This window comes from Micromonospora globbae (genome assembly GCF_036184225.1).
GTDB classification, from domain to species: domain Bacteria; phylum Actinomycetota; class Actinomycetes; order Mycobacteriales; family Micromonosporaceae; genus Micromonospora; species Micromonospora globbae.
Genome location: NZ_CP108084.1, coordinates 2,937,129 through 2,954,681, shown reverse-complemented (window position 1 = coordinate 2,954,681; position 17,553 = coordinate 2,937,129). Strand labels below are relative to the sequence as shown.

Annotated in this window: 14 protein-coding genes and 1 rRNA gene; 4 read left to right on the top strand and 11 right to left on the bottom strand. The window is 72.2% G+C overall.

The window, feature by feature from the left end:
* Positions 1-24 precede the first annotated feature (24 nt).
* The 10 genes from OG994_RS13005 to OG994_RS12960 form a co-directional block, all read right to left on the bottom strand.
* Positions 25-1,041 (bottom strand): hypothetical protein, encoded by a 1,017-nt coding sequence (locus tag OG994_RS13005; RefSeq protein WP_328853410.1) that lies wholly within the window; start codon positions 1,039-1,041, stop codon positions 25-27.
* Positions 1,038-2,273 carry an MFS transporter gene (locus OG994_RS13000; RefSeq protein ID WP_328853409.1) on the bottom strand — a complete coding sequence of 412 codons (1,236 nt, stop codon included), beginning with the start codon at positions 2,271-2,273 and terminating at the stop codon, positions 1,038-1,040. The genes OG994_RS13005 and OG994_RS13000 overlap by 4 nt, the downstream gene beginning before the upstream one ends.
* A gap of 6 nt (positions 2,274-2,279) precedes the next feature.
* Complete coding sequence (locus tag OG994_RS12995; RefSeq protein ID WP_328853408.1) at positions 2,280-3,398, bottom strand: DegT/DnrJ/EryC1/StrS family aminotransferase; 1,119 nt, start codon at positions 3,396-3,398, stop codon at positions 2,280-2,282.
* A gap of 2 nt (positions 3,399-3,400) precedes the next feature.
* On the bottom strand, positions 3,401-4,138 hold the full coding sequence (locus tag OG994_RS12990; protein WP_328853407.1) for an acetyltransferase: 738 nt from the start codon (positions 4,136-4,138) through the stop codon (positions 3,401-3,403).
* Positions 4,138-5,250: a DegT/DnrJ/EryC1/StrS family aminotransferase gene (locus OG994_RS12985; RefSeq protein WP_328853712.1), complete on the bottom strand. Its 1,113-nt coding sequence runs from the start codon at positions 5,248-5,250 to the stop codon at positions 4,138-4,140. The genes OG994_RS12990 and OG994_RS12985 overlap by 1 nt, the downstream gene beginning before the upstream one ends.
* 20 nt (positions 5,251-5,270) lie before the next feature.
* On the bottom strand, positions 5,271-6,236 hold the full coding sequence (locus OG994_RS12980; RefSeq protein ID WP_328853406.1) for an NAD-dependent epimerase/dehydratase family protein: 966 nt from the start codon (positions 6,234-6,236) through the stop codon (positions 5,271-5,273).
* A 55-nt stretch (positions 6,237-6,291) separates the two neighbouring features.
* Positions 6,292-7,326 carry a Gfo/Idh/MocA family protein gene (locus tag OG994_RS12975; RefSeq protein ID WP_328853405.1) on the bottom strand — a complete coding sequence of 345 codons (1,035 nt, stop codon included), beginning with the start codon at positions 7,324-7,326 and terminating at the stop codon, positions 6,292-6,294.
* 418 nt (positions 7,327-7,744) lie between these two features.
* Complete coding sequence (locus OG994_RS12970; protein WP_120331185.1) at positions 7,745-8,869, bottom strand: biotin/lipoyl-containing protein; 1,125 nt, start codon at positions 8,867-8,869, stop codon at positions 7,745-7,747.
* Positions 8,870-8,878: 9 nt separating this feature from the next.
* On the bottom strand, positions 8,879-9,904 hold the full coding sequence (locus OG994_RS12965) for an alpha-ketoacid dehydrogenase subunit beta (RefSeq protein ID WP_328853404.1): 1,026 nt from the start codon (positions 9,902-9,904) through the stop codon (positions 8,879-8,881).
* Positions 9,901-11,013, bottom strand: coding sequence for a thiamine pyrophosphate-dependent dehydrogenase E1 component subunit alpha (locus OG994_RS12960; RefSeq protein WP_328853403.1), 1,113 nt, complete (start codon positions 11,011-11,013; stop codon positions 9,901-9,903). The genes OG994_RS12965 and OG994_RS12960 overlap by 4 nt, the downstream gene beginning before the upstream one ends.
* Before the next feature lie 167 nt (positions 11,014-11,180).
* Here OG994_RS12960 and OG994_RS12955 point away from each other — a divergent pair, with 167 nt between their 5' ends.
* Positions 11,181-11,876 (top strand): hypothetical protein, encoded by a 696-nt coding sequence (locus OG994_RS12955; protein WP_120331182.1) that lies wholly within the window; start codon positions 11,181-11,183, stop codon positions 11,874-11,876.
* Positions 11,877-12,008: 132 nt separating this feature from the next.
* Positions 12,009-13,322 (top strand): hemolysin family protein, encoded by a 1,314-nt coding sequence (locus OG994_RS12950; protein WP_328853402.1) that lies wholly within the window; start codon positions 12,009-12,011, stop codon positions 13,320-13,322.
* A 13-nt stretch (positions 13,323-13,335) separates the two neighbouring features.
* Here OG994_RS12950 and OG994_RS12945 read toward each other — a convergent pair whose 3' ends face one another.
* The gene (locus tag OG994_RS12945; RefSeq protein ID WP_120331264.1) at positions 13,336-13,722 is read right to left on the bottom strand and encodes a PaaI family thioesterase; all 387 of its coding nucleotides are present in this window, start codon (positions 13,720-13,722) and stop codon (positions 13,336-13,338) included.
* Positions 13,723-13,821: 99 nt separating this feature from the next.
* Here OG994_RS12945 and tyrS point away from each other — a divergent pair, with 99 nt between their 5' ends.
* A complete protein-coding gene (gene tyrS / locus OG994_RS12940) occupies positions 13,822-15,105 on the top strand; it encodes a tyrosine--tRNA ligase (RefSeq protein ID WP_120331180.1) in 1,284 nt (427 codons plus the stop codon).
* Between the two features lie 704 nt (positions 15,106-15,809).
* Positions 15,810-17,323, top strand: a 16S ribosomal RNA gene (locus OG994_RS12935).
* Positions 17,324-17,553: the final 230 nt, after the last annotated feature.

Genomic DNA, 17,553 nt, shown 5'->3' with positions numbered 1-17,553 from the left:
CGCCCGGCGCCGACCCCGGCCGCGTCAGCGGATGACGGCGGGGGACCAGGCGTCGGGGATCAGGACCCGCGGTGCGCCGGTGCCGTCGGCGGGCACGGCCCAGACGTCGCTCGACGCCGAGCCGTCCGTGTCGCGGGGCAGCCCGTACAGGACCGTGTCGTTGTCGAGCCACTCCGCCTGGTCGTCGACGCTGCGGGTCTCCGCCAGCGGTGTCTCCCGCCCGCTGGCCAGGTCGAGGACGGTGAGGCGCCACCTCCCGGCCGGCAGGTCGCCGTGTTTCTTGAACGCGATGCGCGTGCCGTCGGGGGACAGCGAGGGGCACTCGACGTCCTCCCGCAGCGCGGTCAGCGTCCGGCCGGACCGGGAGCCCTCGACCAGCCAGGTCCGCCCTCCGGAGGCGGCCGTGGCGTAGAACCGGTCGTCGTCGGCGAACGTCACGCCCCACACGTTGCGGTCCACGGCGGTGACCGGCCTCCCGTCGACGCGCAGCGTGAACTGTTCGACGTCGACCGGGTCGGCCCCGCCGGTGGGGCCGATGAGCGTACGGGTGGAGAACTGCCCGGGGCTCGCGTACGAGTCGCCGTAGACGAACGTCGTCGTGGCCGTCAGCGCGCCGTCGGAGGAGAGCCTCGCCCGGCTGGGCAGGCCCGGCACGGCCCGCTCGGAGACCGGCGTCCACTGGGGACCGAGGATCTTCACCCGGTACGTGGTGGCCAGTCCCCGCAGGGCCACCAGGCAGACGGCGGTGCCGCGTACGGCGTGGACCCGCTCGCAGGACGCCGGTGTGAACGCGCGCGGGCCGGACGGCGCGTCGACGGGCACCACGGCCACCCGGCCGTACCCGTCGCCCGGCGCGGTGCTGCGGAAGACCACGTGCGCCCCGGCGACGACGGGTGCGACGCCGGTGTCCACGGATGCCGCGGCCGGGGTGTGCCCGTCCGGGTCCGCCGTGACGGCCTGCCGCAGGTAGACGACCACGCCGGCGACCGCCAGCAGCACGACTCCGGCGAAGACGCCCACCCGCAGCCGAAGGCCGCTCATCGTTCCTCCTCGACACGGCGCAGCAACCACCCGGCGGCCGGGATCGCGAGGGCGAGCGCGACCGCGAAACCCAGCAGCGCCGGCTGGCGGCCGGCGGCGACCCACAGCGCGCCGAAGGCCACCGACGACGCGAACCGGGCCAGCACGACGACCGTCTGGGCCGCCGCGATCCCGGTGCCCTTCGCGTGGGCGGGCACCAGCCGGCTGACCAGCGCGGCGAGCACCCCGTCGGAGGCGGCGTAGAACGTGCCGAGCAGCACCAGCGTGTGCACCGTCCACACCGGGCCGCCGGCCGATCCGGCCGCGCAGAGGTACGCGAGCAGCAGCGCGACGTGCCCGGCCACGAGCATGCGGGCGCGGCCGATCCGGTCGGCGAGCCGGCCCAGCGGCACGGCCAGCGCCAGGTAGGCGACGTTCGTGCCGACGTACAGCAGCGGGAACAGCATCGCGGCGAAGTCGTCCCGGTGCTGCAGCGACAGGTAGAGGAAGCCGTCGCCGACGGTCAGCACGCCGAGCAGGCCGGCGGCGAGCAGGGTCCGGCGCAGGCGCGGCCCGGCGGCGGCGCGCAGCACCTCGCGTACGGCCGGGCGGGCGGTGCCGGCGCCGACCCGCCGGTCGGGCACGAACAGCACGAGGACGGCGAGACCGACCAGCGCCACGGCGAAGGACACCACGAAGACCGCGTCATACGCCCGGGGCAGCGCCGCCAGCAACGCGAACGCCGCGATCGGGCCGATCGCCGCGCCCAACGTGTCGAGCGCGCGGTGCACGCCGAACGACCGTCCCAGCGCGCCGGGCGGGGACGCGTCGGCGATCAGCGCGTCCCGCGGCGCGGTGCGCAGCCCCTTGCCGAGCCGGTCGGCCGTCACGACGGCGGTCACGGCGGCCATCCCGTTGGCGGCGAGCATCAGGGGTCGGCTCACCGCGGAGATGCCGTAGCCGAGCGCCGCCACCCACTTGGGCCGGCGGCCCCGGTCGCCCGCGACGCCGCCGAGGATCCGCACGAACGCGCTGACGCCCTGGTAGACGCCGTCGACGAAGCCGTACGCGAGCAGGCCGATGCCGATCTCGGCGGTGAGGTACAGCGGGAGGACGGCGCTGACCATCTCCGACGAGACGTCGGTGAGGAGGCTCACGACGCCGAGGAGGACGACCGTGGTGGCGACCCGGCGCGACCGCCGGCCGGGCGCCTCGTCGGGCCCGGCCGGCCGGTCCCGGACGGAGACGTACACCTGCGCTCAGCCCAGCGCCGCGGCGAGGGCCGCCACGACAGCCTCCTGCTGGCCGGCGGTGAGCTGCGGGTAGATCGGCAGGGAGAGCAGCTCGGACGCGATCCGCTCCGCGTGCGGGAAGGCGCCCGCCCGGTGGCCGAGGCCGGCGAAGGCGGGCGTCGCGTGGATCGGCACGGGGTAGTGGATGCCGGCGCCGACGCCGGCGGCGTGCAGGCGTGCGAGCACCTCGTCCCGCCGGGCCGGGGTGCCGTCGCCGGGGATCCGGACGCAGTAGATGTGCCAGACGTGCGCGTTGCCGGGCAGCGTCGTCGGGCGGATCACGTCCAGCGGCTCCAGCAGCGCGTCGTAGCGGGCCGCGGCGGCCCGTCGCCGCTCGTTCCCGACGGCGAGGCGGGCCAGCTTGGCGCGCAGCACCACCGCCTGGAGCCCGTCGAGGCGGCTGTTGACGCCGATCACGTCGTGCACGTACTTGGTGAGGCCGCCGTGGCTGCCCAGCGTGCGGACGGTCCGGGCGAGGCCCGCGTCGGCGGTCACGACGGCGCCCGCGTCGCCGTACGCCCCGAGGTTCTTGCCGGGGTAGAAGCTCGTGGCGGCGATGCCGTCGGCGCCGGCGGCGCGCCCGTGCCGGGTGGCGCCCTGGCACTGCGCGGCGTCCTCCACGATGGCGACGTCGCGGCCGGCGAGGCCCGCCCGGATCCGCTCCACGGGTGCGAGCTGCCCGTACAGGTGCACCGGGACGATCGCCCGGGTGGCCGGTGTCACGGCGGCCAGCGCCGCCTCGACGTCGATCAGGTACGTGTGCGGGTCGCAGTCGACCAGTACGGGACGCGCGCCGGCGCGGGCGACGGCCTCGGCGGTGGCGATGAAGGTGTTGGTGGGCAGCACCACCTCCGTGCCCGGCCCGACGCCGACGGCCCGCAGCGCCAGTTCGAGGGCGTCGGTGCCGTTGGCCACCCCGACGCAGTGCTCCACGCCGCTGAACACGGCGTACTCCCGTTCGAACGCCGCGACCTCGGCGCCGCCGACGAAGGCGGTGTCGGCGATGACGCGCTTGAAACCGGCCTCCACCTCCTCCGCGACCTCCGCGTGCGCGGCGGCGAGATCGACGAGCGGGATGTTCGGCATGCTCAGCTCCCCACAACTCTCAGCGCGGCCCGTGGCGTCCGGGCCGTCGACGCCGGGCCGTCCGGCTCCGGCACGTGCGCGAGCGCCGGAGGGTCGGCGGCGCGCAGCCGGCGGGCCGGGCTGCCGACCCACACCTCGCCCGGCGGCACGTCGCGCAGCACCACCGCGCCCATGCCGACCAGCGACCACTCGCCGACGGTCACGCCCTCCCGCAGCAGCGCGCCCGCGCCGAGGTACGCGCCGGAGCGCACCACCGCACCGCCGCCGAGCCGGACGCCGGAGGCGATGGTCGCGTGGTCGTGGACCCGGTCGTCGTGAGTGAGGACGGTGTGCGGCATGACGGCGACGTGGTCGCCGACGCTGACGTCGGCGGTGAGCACCACGCCGGCGAGCAGGACGGTGCCGGCGCCCACGACGCTGCCGGCGCCGACGTCGGCGCCGGGGTGCACGATCGTGGCGTAGCGGTCGGCGGGCAGGGCGAGCCGGGCCACGATGCGCTGCCGCGCCGCGTAGTCGCGTGGGCTGCCGACACAGACCACGACGGCCGCGTCGGGCAGGTCGGCCAACCGGTCGGTGCCGCCGAGGATCGGCAGCCCGGCGCGGGTGGTGCCGTGCAGCGCGGGGTCGTCGTCGAGGAACCCGCGCAGCCGCCACGTGGGGCGGTCCGCGTTGACGGCGCGGACCGCCGCCGCGGTCTCCCGCGCGAACCCACCCGCGCCGACGATGACCAGGTCGCGCATCAGGCGGCGAGCTTCCGCAGCACGCCGACGACGTGGTCCTGGTCGGACTCGGTCAGCGCGTGGTGCAGCGGCAGGATGAGCGAGTCGCGGGTGAGCCGTTCGGTCACCGGCAGCGGTGGGGGCGTCACGTCGGCGTACGCCGGTTCGAGGTGCGCCGCCATGATGCCGCGCCGGGCCGAGACGCCGGCCGCGGCGAGTTCGGCGAGCACCTCGTCGCGGTCCGTGCCGTACTCCCGGTCGATCCGCACCCAGAACGCCTGGTAGTTGGTCTCGCCGTAGGCGGGGTCGCGGACCGGCACCAGGCCGTCGACGTCCGCGAGCAGCTCGTGGTAGCGCGCCGCGAGGGCGCGGCGCTGCGCCACCAGGTCGGTGAGACGGCCCAGCTGGACGAGCCCGACCGCCGCCTGGATGTCGGTCATCCGGTAGTTGAAGGCGGTCTCCAGGTAGGACTCCAGGACCGGTTGCGCGCTGCGGTGGCGGTCGGCCGCCGAGACGTTCATGCCGTGCTCGCGCAGCCGGCGCAGGCGGGCCGCCCACTGCGGGTCGTCGACGGTGAGCATCCCGCCCTCGCCCGTGGTCAGCAGCTTGCGGGGGTGGAACGACCAGGCGGCGACGGTCGCGCCGGCGCCGACCGGCCGTCCGTACGCCGTCGAGCCGGCGGCGCAGGCGGCGTCCTCGACCAGCGGCACTCCCCACCGGGCCGCGGCGTCGCGCAGCGCGGCGACGTCGAACGGCACGCCGCCCTGGTGGACGGCGATCACCGCGCGGGTGCGGGGTGTGCGTACCGCGTCGACGGTCTGCACCGTCACGTTGCCGGTCGCGAGGTCCACGTCGGCGAAGACCGGGGTGGCGCCGACGTAGCGCACGGCGTTCGCGGTGGCGATGAAGGAGAACGACGGCACGATCACCTCGTCGCCGGGGCGGACGTCGAGCAGCACCAGCGCCAGGTGCAGCGCCGCCGTGCAGGAGCTGACGGCGACGCCGTGGTCGGCGCCCACCAGCGACGCGAACTCCTGCTCGAACCGGGCCACCCGGGGGCCCTGGGCCACCCATCCGGAGCGGACCGCGTCGGCGGCGGCCTGCGCCTCCTCCTCGCCGAGGTGGGGGACCATCACGGGGATGCGGTGTGCGCTCACTTCTCGGCCCGCCACCAGTCGACGAGGCCCTGGAGCCCCTCGTGCAGCCCGATCTCGGCCCGGAAGCCCAGCTTCCGGGCGGCCGCCGTGGTGTCGGCGAGCCGGCGGGTGACCCCGTTGACGGCGCGGGGCGGGCCGTACTCGGGCGCCAGGTCGGACTTCATGACGTCGCTGAGCGCCCGGGCCAGGTCGGCGAGGCTCGTCTCGGTGCCGCTGGCGACGTTGAACACCTCGTCGGTCACGTCCGCCCGCGCGGCCAGGATGTTGGCCCGCGCGATGTCGGCGGTGTGCACGAAGTCCATCGTCTGCAGGCCGTCGCCGAGGATCAGCGGGGGGCGCCCCGACTCGATCCGCTCCATCCACCGGATCAGCACCTCGGTGTAGAGGCCGTGGATGTCCATCCGCGGCCCGTACACGTTGAAGTAGCGCAGTGCCACGTAGTCCAGGCCGTACATGGCGTGGAAGCTGCGCAGCACGCCCTCGTTGAACGCCTTCGCGGCGCCGTAGAACGTGTCGTTGTGGTACGGGTGGTGCCGCTCGGTGGTGGGGAACTCGTCGGCGAGCCCGTAGACGGAGGCCGACGAGGACAGGATCACCTTGCGTACCTTCGCGGCCGCCGCGGCCTCGACCACGTTGAAGGTGCCGTCGACCAGCACCTCGTTGGCGAGGCGGGGCTCCTCGGCGCACTGGGTGATGCGGATGGCGGCGAGGTGGAAGACGAGGTCCCGGCCGCGGGTGAGGTCGTGCACGAGCGGGGCATCGCGGATGTCGCCCTCGACGAGGTGGACCCTGCCGCTGGGCAGGGCGCGCGCCAGGTTCTCCCGCCGGCCACGGACGAAGTTGTCCAGGACGACCACCTCGGCGGCGCCCCCGGCGACCAGCTCGTCCACCACGTGGGAGCCGATCATGCCCGCTCCGCCGGTGACCAGGACCCGCGCCCCGTTGATCTCCACTGCACTCATGCCGACAACTCCGCTCCGCTCACCGCCGCGCCGAGGCGGCGTACCGGTCCTGGTTTCACGCGGCGACCCGCTCGTCGAGGCCGACCGACCGGCCACCGTCGGCGAGGCTGCGGGAGGCCGCCTCGAGGATGGCGATGACCCGCAGGCCCGCCCGGCCGTCGGTCAGCGCGGGCGTGCCGCTGCGGATCGAGCGGGCGTACTCCTCGACCATGGTCCGCAGCGCCTCCCGCTCGGTCAGGGCCGGCGCCACCATGTCGCCCGACCGGTAGGACACGAGCATCTCCCGGCGCTGCTCGTCGCCCAGCTCCTCGGCCGAGGCCACGTCCACGCCGCGGTCGAAGATGGACAGCCGCTGGCTCGGGTTCAGGTCGTCCCAGACGAGCGTGCGCTTCGAGCCGCCGATGATGGTGGTGCGGACCTTCACGGGGGAGAGCCAGTTGACGTGGATGTGCGCGATGGCGCCGGTGTTGAGGTGCAGCGTCAGGTACGCGACGCAGGCGCGGCCGGCGCCGATCCGGTCCGCGCCGTGCGCGGCCACCGAGACCGGCGCCACACCGGGCGGGAGGATGAAGTCGAGGATCGACAGGTCGTGCGGCGCCAGGTCCCACATCACGTCGATGTCCCGCTGGACCAGCCCGAGGTTGATGCGGACGGAGTCGAGGTACTGCAGCTCGCCCAGCTGGCCGCCGTGCAGCAGTTCGCGGATGCGCAGGACCGCGGGCGTGTAGCAGTAGGTGTGGTCGCACATGAGCGACAGGCCCCGCCGCTGCGCCTCGTCGACGAGCGACCGGCCCTGCGCGACGCTCGCGGCGAGGGGCTTCTCCACGAGCACGTGCTTGCCGGCCCGCAGCGCGGCGGTGGCCACGTCGACGTGCGTGCCGGCGGGCGTGGCCACGGCCACCGCCTGCACGCTGTCGTCGGCCAGCACGCTGTCGAGGTCGTCGGTGGCCCGGACCGTCGAGTAGTCGCCGAGCACCCGCCGGGCCCGGGTCACGTCGAGGTCGCAGAGCGCGCGCAGGCGGAAATCGGCGGACGCCTGGAAGTTGCGGACGAGATTCGGACCCCAGTAGCCGGCCCCGATGACGGCCACGCCGATCGGTTCGTCGGCGGAAACGTGCGATGAGTTCACGGGCACCCGATTCGCTAGGCAGGACCGGACCTCGCTGAGCACGGAGTCAGTGGCGAAGTCCGTCGGCAAGCTATCGAAATTCCCGCCGGAAACGCCAGTGCGAAAACCGGATTCCGGCGGTGCCGACGGGGCCGACGAACCGTTTGGCCGATCCCTCTCCACAAGTGGCCCGTTTCCCTTGCTGCGTCGGCTTCACGACATCGGCCGCGCGCCCGGCCATTACCATTGGCCGCCCGCCGGAAATGGTGGGGAAGTGACGCCAAACAGGGCGTAGCCGGCCCCATTTCGCCCACCCGGACGGACGACCGTCGGATGGCTGGCGGTCACCATTCGGACATCGCGGTGAACCCGCGGCGACACGTCCGCCCGCGGGGCGGCCCTACCGCCGGGACCGCTGCGCGGGCACGACGGTCGTCGTGACGATCTTCGTCTTGACGGCGTGGCCCGCCGGGACCGACCGCACGATGACCGCGCCGGAGGCGACCGCCACGTCGTCGCCGAGGACGACGTGCGGTTCGATGAAGATCCCCGTACCCAGCCGCACCCGGTCGCCCACGGTCACCTTGCCCGAGGAGACGCACGACGGGCCGGTGGAGTTGTCCGAGCCGATCCGGCTGTGGTGGTCGAAGGAGTTGTAGGCGGACAGGAAGTTGTTGTCGCCCATCCGCACCCCCGTGCCCAGGTGGGAGAAGGCGCAGATGACGTTCCCCTGCCCGAGGACCACGTCGGTGGCGATCTTTGCGGTGGGATCGACGGCGTTGGCCAGGGGGATCCCGGCCTCCGCGCACGCCTCGCGGAACCGCCGCCGGGCCTCCACCGAGGTGCTGATGGCGACGATCACCGCGTCGTACGCGCCCTCGGCGAAGAGGGAGCGCAGCCGGTCGCTGCCGCCGACGACCGGTACGCCGTTCACCTCGGCGCCCCACCGCTGCCGGTCGTCGTCGACGACGGCCACCACCCGCTGGGCCTGCGAGCCGCTCAGGATGTCGAGCACCTGGGTCGCCCCCAGCCCGCCGCCGATGAGCACGATGCGCTGCACACCCGGCCCGGCCTCCAGCGGCGCGGGAAGCGCCCCCTCGTCGACGCCGTGGCCGGCCGCCTCCTCGACGTCCTTCACGGTGATGAGCCGGTCCAGCCGCAGCGCCGCCAGGTCGACCCCGAGCTCCTGCGCCCGCCGCACGGCCTTGACGCTCGCGCGGACCGGCGGGGGCGTCTCCGCCGCGGCCGCCGCCCGCGCCTCCCGCTCCCGGGCGTACGCGGCGAGGTCGGCCGGCGTCTCGAAGAGCATGGCGATCGGCTCGGAGAGCGGGACCTCCTGGAGCGGGTCGGCGAGGCGCAGGACGATGCCCGCCTCGGGCGCGGCCACCTCGAGCACCGCCTTGCTGGTCTCGATCTCGGCGAGCGGCGTGCCCGCCTCCACCTTGGCCCCGTCGTCGACGAACCAGGCCACGAGCACCCCGTGTTCGCTGTTGACGTCACTGGTCGGGACGACTACCGGCTTCACGCTCTCTCCTCACCGGACGACGGTCGACGCGGCCGCCGCGCGTACGGCCGCCTCGATCTGGCTCTCGCCGACCAGGACGCGGCTCTCCCTGGCCTTCGACGACGGGATGACGGTGGGCTCGCTGGCCACCACCTCGACGGGGGACCGCAGCTCGCGGAACAGCCGGCGCGAGACGGTGGCGGCCACCTCGGTGCCCCACGACCACCCGCCGGCGCCCTCCTCCACGGTGACGAGCCGTCCGGTGACGCCGACGGACCGCTCGACGGGCGCCCAGTCCATCGGCGCGAGCTGCGCCGGCACCAGCAGCTCGACGAAGATCTCCTCCTCGACGGCGAGCCGCTCGACCACCCTCGCGGCGAGCATGGCCTGGTACCCGTACGCCAGGACGGTCGCGACGCAGTCCTCGCGGGGCACGGCGGAGAGGCAGACCGTCGGCAGCATCCCTGGGCCGGCGTCCCGCGTCGCGATCAGGTCGCCCGACCGGCCGCCGTCGGGCACGTCGAGGCGCTGGGGGTAGAGCAGCTTGTGCTCGACGTAGAGGACCGGGCTGTCCTGGGCGAGGAAGTCCGCGAACACCGCCCGCGGGTCGTGGACCAGCGACGCGGCGACCACCCGCAGATGGGGTACGCCGAGGAAGTGCTTCTCCAGGCTCTGGCTGTGCGTCGGCCCGTATCCGCGGTGCCCGCCGGAGGGGGCGCGTACGACGACCGGGCAGGTCGCCTGGTCCGCGTACATCGCCTGGTACTTGGCGATGTGGTTGACGACCTGGTCGAAGACGAGGGTGAGGAAGTCGCCGAACATGATCTCGGCGATCGGCCGGTAGCCGGCCAGCGCGAGTCCCGCCGAGATCCCGGCGATCGCGCCCTCGCTGATGGGCGTCGTGCGGACCCGGTCCGGGTAGGCGGTCGAGAGGCCGCGGGTCACCTTGAACGCGCCGCCGTACGGGTCGGCGATGTCCTCGCCGAGCACGACGACCCGGGGGTCGGCGCTCAGGCAGGCACGCAGCGTCTCGTTCAACTCCTTGGCGAAGATCACGGCAGGGCCCTCACCGTCGCCACGACCTCGGCCACCGCGCTGTCCACCTCGTCGTCGACGGTCCGCCGCTGCGCGTCGGTGAGCCGCCGGCCGTGGACCACCAACGGTTCGAGGGGCCAGCGGGCGGCGATCTCCTCGGCGGGGCGCTCGTCGTCGCTCTTCGAGTGGTGGCACAGCCGGTACGTGTGGACGAGCAGCACCCGGGGCCCCGCTCCGCCACGGACCGCCTCGACCTCCGCGCCCGCGGCCGCACGCAGCTCCATCACGTCGGTGCTGTCGATCTCGCGCACCGGGATCCCGAAGGCCGTGAAACGCCCCGCCATGCTGCCGGCCAGGTTGACGGCCACCGGGGTGCTCTGCGCCCACCGGTTGTCCTCACACACCACGAGCAGTGGCAGCCGCCAGAGCGCGGCGACGTTCAGCGTCTCGTACAGCAGGCCCTCGCCCAGGGTGCCGTCGCCGATGAACACGACACTCACGCGGCTCGCGCCGTCCAGTTGGGCGGCGAGCGCGATGCCGGCCGCCGCCGGCACGATGCCGCCCTGGACGCCGTTGGACTTGAATCCGGGGGCGCAGATGTGCTGGCTGCCGCCGACGCCCCGGCACACGCCAGACTCCTTGCCCATGATCTCGGCGAGCAGTCCCGGGGCATCGCCGGTGCGGGCCAGATAGTGACCGTGGCAGCGGTGGTTGCTGAACACGTGGTCCTCGGCGATCAGATGTTCCATGACCGCCACCGCGTTGGCCTCCTGCCCGATGCAGGCGTGCGTGGTGCCATTCAGCACGCCCTCCTCGAACAGCGCGAGGAGCGTTTCCTCGAATCGGCGGATGAAACGCATCCGCCGATAGAGACGCAGTTCGTCGGATTCACCCGGCCGCCCGGTGAGCCGTTCGTCCCGGAAACCCGGAACGGGAGCGGAGCCGGTGGGATCGGGACCGGTGGCAGGCCCCGAAGCCGGTGCCGCCGGCCCGCGCCACGACGTCGCCGTCGACACCATCTGACTTCCTTTTCCACCACCGCGCACCCGGTGCCACGGTTCGTAAAGATCCGGACCTGTCGCGGTCACCCTATCGGCCCCCGTCACCGGAAGGGAGAAACCTTCATCCATGCGATTGTCGACAGGGATCGCGGAAACCCGGCTGAATGGACATTCGGCCGTGGCCGTGCGGCGGTTCCGCCGCCCCACGTCGCCGACGGCCGCGGACCCGTGCCCCCGGCACCCGGCCGGACGGGCCGCGGAGAGCCTTCCGGCCGGCCCGGCCCTACGCTCGGGGAGTGAACTGGCTGGAACTCCTCGGCTGGGTCGGCTCAGCGGTGCTGGTCTGGTCGCTGCTGCAGACCCGCATCCTGCGGCTGCGCGCCCTGAACCTGCTCGGCTGCCTGATCCTGATCGGCTACAACGCCGCCATCCAGGTCTGGCCCATGGTCGGGCTGAACGTGGTGCTCGCCGGGATCAACATCTGGTACCTGCGCGGGATGCTCGCCACGCGCCACGACGCGGCGACCTACCAGGTGGTCGAGGTGGGCGTGCACGACCAGTTCCTCGCGCACACCCTGCGGGTGCACGGCGCCGACATCGCCCGCTTCAACCCCGGCTTCCGCTGGCCGCCCGCCGACGCCGGACCGGCCACCGGTTCCGGACCGGCCGCGGACCCCGGGTCCGGCGGCCCGGTCGAGCGGTCGGCGTTCCTCGTGGTCCGCGCCGACGAGGTGGTCGGCGTGGTGCTGGCGCACGCCGAGCCGCACGGCGTCGCCCAGATCGACCTCGACTACGTGACCCAGCGCTTCCGCGACTTCACACCCGGCGAGTTCGTCTACCGTCGCAGCCGGCTCTTCACCGACCGGGGCTTCCGGCGGGTGGTCAGCCCGCCCGGCATGGTCGCCCCGTACTACCACCGGCTCGGCTTCCACCGGCAGGGCGACGCGTACGTCCTCGACCTGCCGGCGCCGGCGCCCGCCGGCGCGTCCTGATCCGCGAGCCGGCCGGCCGCCGGAGGATTCACCCGCCCGTCCGGTGGGCACAGATGCGCGTACGCCGGCCGGGGCCTCCGGGCGGCGGCGCCGGCGGCGTCCGGCGCGGTCGCCTGAGGGAGAGAACGGGGCGTGCACAACTACTGGGGCCAGTTGGCCTTGGTCGGAGTCCTGGTCGTGCTCAACGCGGTGTTCGCCGGCAGTGAGATGGCGCTGGTCTCCCTGCGGGACAGCCAGATCCAGCGGCTGGAGCGCACCAGCCGGGCCGGCCGGGTGCTGGCCCGGCTCGCCACCGACCCGAACCGGTTCCTGGCCACCATCCAGATCGGCATCACGCTCGCCGGCTTCCTCGCCTCGGCCGCCGCGGCGGTGTCGCTGGCCCGGCCGCTCGTGCCGCTGCTCGGCGTGCTCGGCGGCGCGGCCGAGCCGGTCGCCGTCGTGGCGGTCACGCTGGTGCTGACGTTCGTGACGCTGGTCTTCGGCGAGCTCGCGCCGAAGCGGATCGCCATGCAGTCCGCCGAGCGGTGGGCGCTGCTGGTGGCGCGTCCGCTCGCCCTGCTGTCGAGCATCGCCCGCCCGGCCGTCTGGGCGCTCGGCGCCACCAGCGACCTCGTCGTCCGGATGGTCGGGCTCGACCCGCGGTCGCGGCGCGACGAGATCGGCCCGGACGAGCTGCGCGACATCGTGGCCGGCAACCACGGCTTCACCACGGAGCAACAGACCATCATCGCCGGCGCCGTGGAGATCGCCGACCGGCGGCTGCGCGCCGTGCTGGTTCCCCGCCTGCAGGTCTTCTGCCTCGACAGCGGGACGACCGCCGAGGCGGCCCGCCTCGTGCTGGCCGCCACGGGGCACTCCCGGGCGCCGGTGGTCCGCCACGGCGGCCTGGACGACGCCGTCGGGGTCATCCACCTGCGGGACCTCGTCGGCGTACCGGACGACCGGCCGGTCGACGGGTACGTCCGTCCCCCGATGCTGCTGCCCGACTCGCTGCCGGTCGTGGACGCGCTGCGGCAGTTCAAGGCCGAACGCCAGCACATCGCCCTCGTGGTGGACGAGCGCGGCGCGGTGGAGGGCATCGTCACCCTCGAGGACATCCTGGAGGAGATCGTCGGGGAGATCTACGACGAGACCGACCGGGACGTGCGCGCCGTGCGTACCGACCCGGACGGCGCGCTGCGCCTGCCCGGCACCTTCCCGGTGCACGACCTGCCGGCCGTCGGCGTCGACCTGCCGGGCCGGCCGACCGGCGACTACACCACCGTCGCGGGTCTGGTGCTCGCCGGTCTCGGGCACATTCCGACCGTCGCGGGCGAGGACGTGGTGGTCGACGGCTGGCGGCTCGAGGTCGCCCGGATCGACCACCGGGCCATCGCGGAGGTACGGCTGCGCCGCAGCACCGGACCGGTCCGGGACGCCGCGGTCCTCGACGAGGCGCGCACCTGATCCGGCGCGGTGGCTAGGCGGCGGAGGTCAGGTTCTGCAGCCGGACCTGGCCGCGCGCCACCAGACGGTCCTCGCCGTCGGTGATCTCCACCTGCCAGAGCTGCTGGCTGCGGCCGCGGTGCACCGGCGTGCCGACGGCGGTCAGCTCACCCTCGCGCACGGCGCGCAGGAAGTCGGTCTGGTTGGACACGCCGACGACGGTGCCCCGGTCGGCGAACCAGAGGGAACCGCCCACGCTGGCCGCCGTCTCCACCACCGAGCAGTACACCCCGCCGTGCTGGATGCCGAACGGCTGGTGCAGCTCCGGTCGGACCTGCCAGCGGATCACCACCCGGTCGGCGGTCGCCTCGTCGATCTTGAGCCCGAGCAGGTCGACGAAGCCTCCGGTGAGTTCGGGCATCTCCACGTACGCCTCCTCGATCTTGTTGGGCCAGCCTAGCGGGGCGTTCCGGCAAACCCGGTACGGGCGGGCCTCCCCGATGGGGGAGAATCGGGGACCGTGACCGACAGCAGCCTCCCGCCGCGGCGGGACTCCCTCACCGACGACCTGCTCTGGCGCGGCCTGATCCAGGACTCGACCGACGTCGACGCGCTGCGTGACCTGCTCGACGGCGGGAGCGCCGCGTTCTACGTCGGCTTCGACCCGACCGCGCCGAGCCTGCACGTCGGCCATCTCATGCAGGTCCTCACCGCCCGCCGGCTCCAGCTCGCCGGGCACCGGCCGCTGCTGCTCGTGGGCGGCGCGACCGGCCAGATCGGGGATCCGAAGGAGAGCGCCGAGCGCACCCTGAACCCGCCCGAGGTGGTCGCCGGCTGGGTCGAGCGCATCCGCGAACAGCTGGCGCCCTTCGTCTCGTACACCGGTGAGAACGCCGCCCAACTGGTCAACAACCTGGACTGGACCGGCGAGATGTCGGTGGTGGAGTTCCTCCGGGACGTCGGCAAGCACTTCCCGGTCAACCGGATGCTGGCCCGCGAGGTGGTGAAGGCCCGCCTCGAGACCGGCATCAGCTTCACCGAGTTCAGCTACCAGCTGTTGCAGGCCAACGACTTCTACGAGCTGCACCGCCGGCACGGCTGCCAGCTCCAGTTCGGCGGCTCCGACCAGTGGGGCAACATCACCGCCGGCGTCGACTACATCCGTCGCAGAGGCGCGGGCCCGGTGCAGGCCTTCACGACACCGCTCGTGACGAAGAGCGACGGCACGAAGTTCGGCAAGACCGAGGGCGGCTCGATCTGGCTCGACCCGGCGATGACCAGCCCGTACGCGTTCTACCAGTTCTGGGTGAACGTGGACGACCGGGACGTCGACGGCTACCTGCGCTTCTTCAGCTTCCGCCCGCGCGAGGAGCTGGAGGAGCTGGCCAAGGCGACCGCGGAGCGGCCGGCGGCCCGGCTCGCGCAGCGGGCGCTCGCCGAGGAGCTGACCACCCTCGTGCACGGCGAGCGGGAGATGGCCCAGGCGGTGGCCGCGAGCCAGGCGTTGTTCGGGCGGGGCTCCCTCGATGAGTTGAGCCTCGCGACCCTGCGCGCCGCTCTCACCGAGGCCGGGCTCGTGCAGCTCGACCAGCTGCCCGACGTGGCCGGGCTGCTGCGGGACTCGGGGCTGGTGCCGAGCCTCAAGGAGGCGCGCCGGGTCATCGCCGAGGGCGGCGCCTACGTCAACAACAACCGGGTGACCGAGGTGGACGCGACCGTCTCCCCGGACGACCTGTTGCACGGCCGGTACCTGGTGCTGCGTCGCGGCAAGCGCTCCTTCGCGGGCGTCGAGCTGCGGCGATAGCCGCCCGACGCCGGTGTGACGCGGGACGCGGCCCCCCGATTTGACGATCATGGCGGGGGCCGCGTACCTTTCTCTCTGCCAGCGCGGAACGGACGAAACAGGGCGAAAGTCCTGGTAGGCCGGAGCGCGGGAATGGCCACCGGGTCCGAGGCGTTGCCACCGATCGGACCCCTGAGGCCCCGGCGGGCGCCGGGAATGGCCTCGGGGTCGGATGGGTTGTCACCCTCTGGAACCCGGTACCGGGCGGTGCCCCGGATCCGCCGCGAGGCGGATTTGGTGAGGCGGAGCCGACCGGGTATGGTTGACGACCGGCAGGGCACCGGGCGCGCTTGCGAGTGATCGCGGCGGCCGGCCTGTCGAACCCCGTGGCGAGGACGGCGGAAGCCGTCGCGTCGCGGTGCCCGCGAAAATGGGTGGAAGCACGACAAACCGCAAGACAGCGGTTTGACACGGCAGAAACCAGCGGGTAACGTAGTAAAAGTGCCCGGCGCGGGAGCGGCGGGTGTGGGACGATGCGCCCCGGACGGGGGTCCTCCTTGGTGGGGGGTTTCCGGATGGTGTGTGGTTGTTCTTTGAGAACTCAACAGGGTGCTTGATAAGCCAGTGCCAATTTGATTTATACCCCCCGTGCTGGTCGGGCCTTTTGGTTTGGCTGGTGGGGATTCCTTTGGCAACTTTTGTTGCTGGGATGATTTTCCAAGTTTTTGTTGGAGAGTTTGATCCTGGCTCAGGACGAACGCTGGCGGCGTGCTTAACACATGCAAGTCGAGCGGAAAGGCCCTTCGGGGTACTCGAGCGGCGAACGGGTGAGTAACACGTGAGCAACCTGCCCTAGGCTTTGGGATAACCCCGGGAAACCGGGGCTAATACCGGATAGGACCTGGCGTCGCATGGCGCTTGGTGGAAAGTTTTTCGGCCTGGGATGGGCTCGCGGCCTATCAGCTTGTTGGTGGGGTGATGGCCTACCAAGGCGACGACGGGTAGCCGGCCTGAGAGGGCGACCGGCCACACTGGGACTGAGACACGGCCCAGACTCCTACGGGAGGCAGCAGTGGGGAATATTGCACAATGGGCGGAAGCCTGATGCAGCGACGCCGCGTGAGGGATGACGGCCTTCGGGTTGTAAACCTCTTTCAGCAGGGACGAAGCGCAAGTGACGGTACCTGCAGAAGAAGCGCCGGCCAACTACGTGCCAGCAGCCGCGGTAAGACGTAGGGCGCGAGCGTTGTCCGGATTTATTGGGCGTAAAGAGCTCGTAGGCGGCTTGTCGCGTCGACTGTGAAAACCCGCGGCTCAACTGCGGGCCTGCAGTCGATACGGGCAGGCTAGAGTTCGGTAGGGGAGACTGGAATTCCTGGTGTAGCGGTGAAATGCGCAGATATCAGGAGGAACACCGGTGGCGAAGGCGGGTCTCTGGGCCGATACTGACGCTGAGGAGCGAAAGCGTGGGGAGCGAACAGGATTAGATACCCTGGTAGTCCACGCTGTAAACGTTGGGCGCTAGGTGTGGGGGGCCTCTCCGGTTCTCTGTGCCGCAGCTAACGCATTAAGCGCCCCGCCTGGGGAGTACGGCCGCAAGGCTAAAACTCAAAGGAATTGACGGGGGCCCGCACAAGCGGCGGAGCATGCGGATTAATTCGATGCAACGCGAAGAACCTTACCTGGGTTTGACATGGCCGCAAAACCGGCAGAGATGTCGGGTCCTTCGGGGGCGGTCACAGGTGGTGCATGGCTGTCGTCAGCTCGTGTCGTGAGATGTTGGGTTAAGTCCCGCAACGAGCGCAACCCTCGTTCGATGTTGCCAGCGGTTCGGCCGGGGACTCATCGAAGACTGCCGGGGTCAACTCGGAGGAAGGTGGGGATGACGTCAAGTCATCATGCCCCTTATGTCCAGGGCTTCACGCATGCTACAATGGCCGGTACAATGGGCTGCGATACCGTGAGGTGGAGCGAATCCCAAAAAGCCGGTCTCAGTTCGGATCGGGGTCTGCAACTCGACCCCGTGAAGTCGGAGTCGCTAGTAATCGCAGATCAGCAACGCTGCGGTGAATACGTTCCCGGGCCTTGTACACACCGCCCGTCACGTCACGAAAGTCGGCAACACCCGAAGCCGGTGGCCCAACCCTTGTGGAGGGAGCCGTCGAAGGTGGGGCTGGCGATTGGGACGAAGTCGTAACAAGGTAGCCGTACCGGAAGGTGCGGCTGGATCACCTCCTTTCTAAGGAGCACCATCCAGCGAAAGCTGGCATGGAGCCCGCGCTGCCCGAGTGTGGTGGCGGGGTGCTCAATGGCGGAGACACTGGCCAGTCTTGTCCGGCAACGGTCGGGTTCTAGTACGCATCCCTGTGGGGGTGGTGGAACGAGCTCCGGCGCGGCTGGGCGGGGCGGTAAGCACCCTGTTGGGTCCTGAAAGAACAACCGGTGGTTGTCTCTTTCGGAACCATGCCC

Coding starts and splice junctions, on each gene's coding strand:
- OG994_RS13005 (WP_328853410.1), bottom strand. CDS start 1,041: ATGAGCGGCCTTCGGCTGCGGGTGGGCGTCTTCGCCGGAGTCGTGCTG.
- OG994_RS12995 (WP_328853408.1), bottom strand. CDS start 3,398: ATGCCGAACATCCCGCTCGTCGATCTCGCCGCCGCGCACGCGGAGGTC.
- OG994_RS12990 (WP_328853407.1), bottom strand. CDS start 4,138: ATGCGCGACCTGGTCATCGTCGGCGCGGGTGGGTTCGCGCGGGAGACC.
- OG994_RS12985 (WP_328853712.1), bottom strand. CDS start 5,250: ATGGTCCCCCACCTCGGCGAGGAGGAGGCGCAGGCCGCCGCCGACGCG.
- OG994_RS12980 (WP_328853406.1), bottom strand. CDS start 6,236: ATGAGTGCAGTGGAGATCAACGGGGCGCGGGTCCTGGTCACCGGCGGA.
- OG994_RS12960 (WP_328853403.1), bottom strand. CDS start 11,013: ATGGATGAAGGTTTCTCCCTTCCGGTGACGGGGGCCGATAGGGTGACC.
- OG994_RS12945 (WP_120331264.1), bottom strand. CDS start 13,722: ATGCCCGAACTCACCGGAGGCTTCGTCGACCTGCTCGGGCTCAAGATC.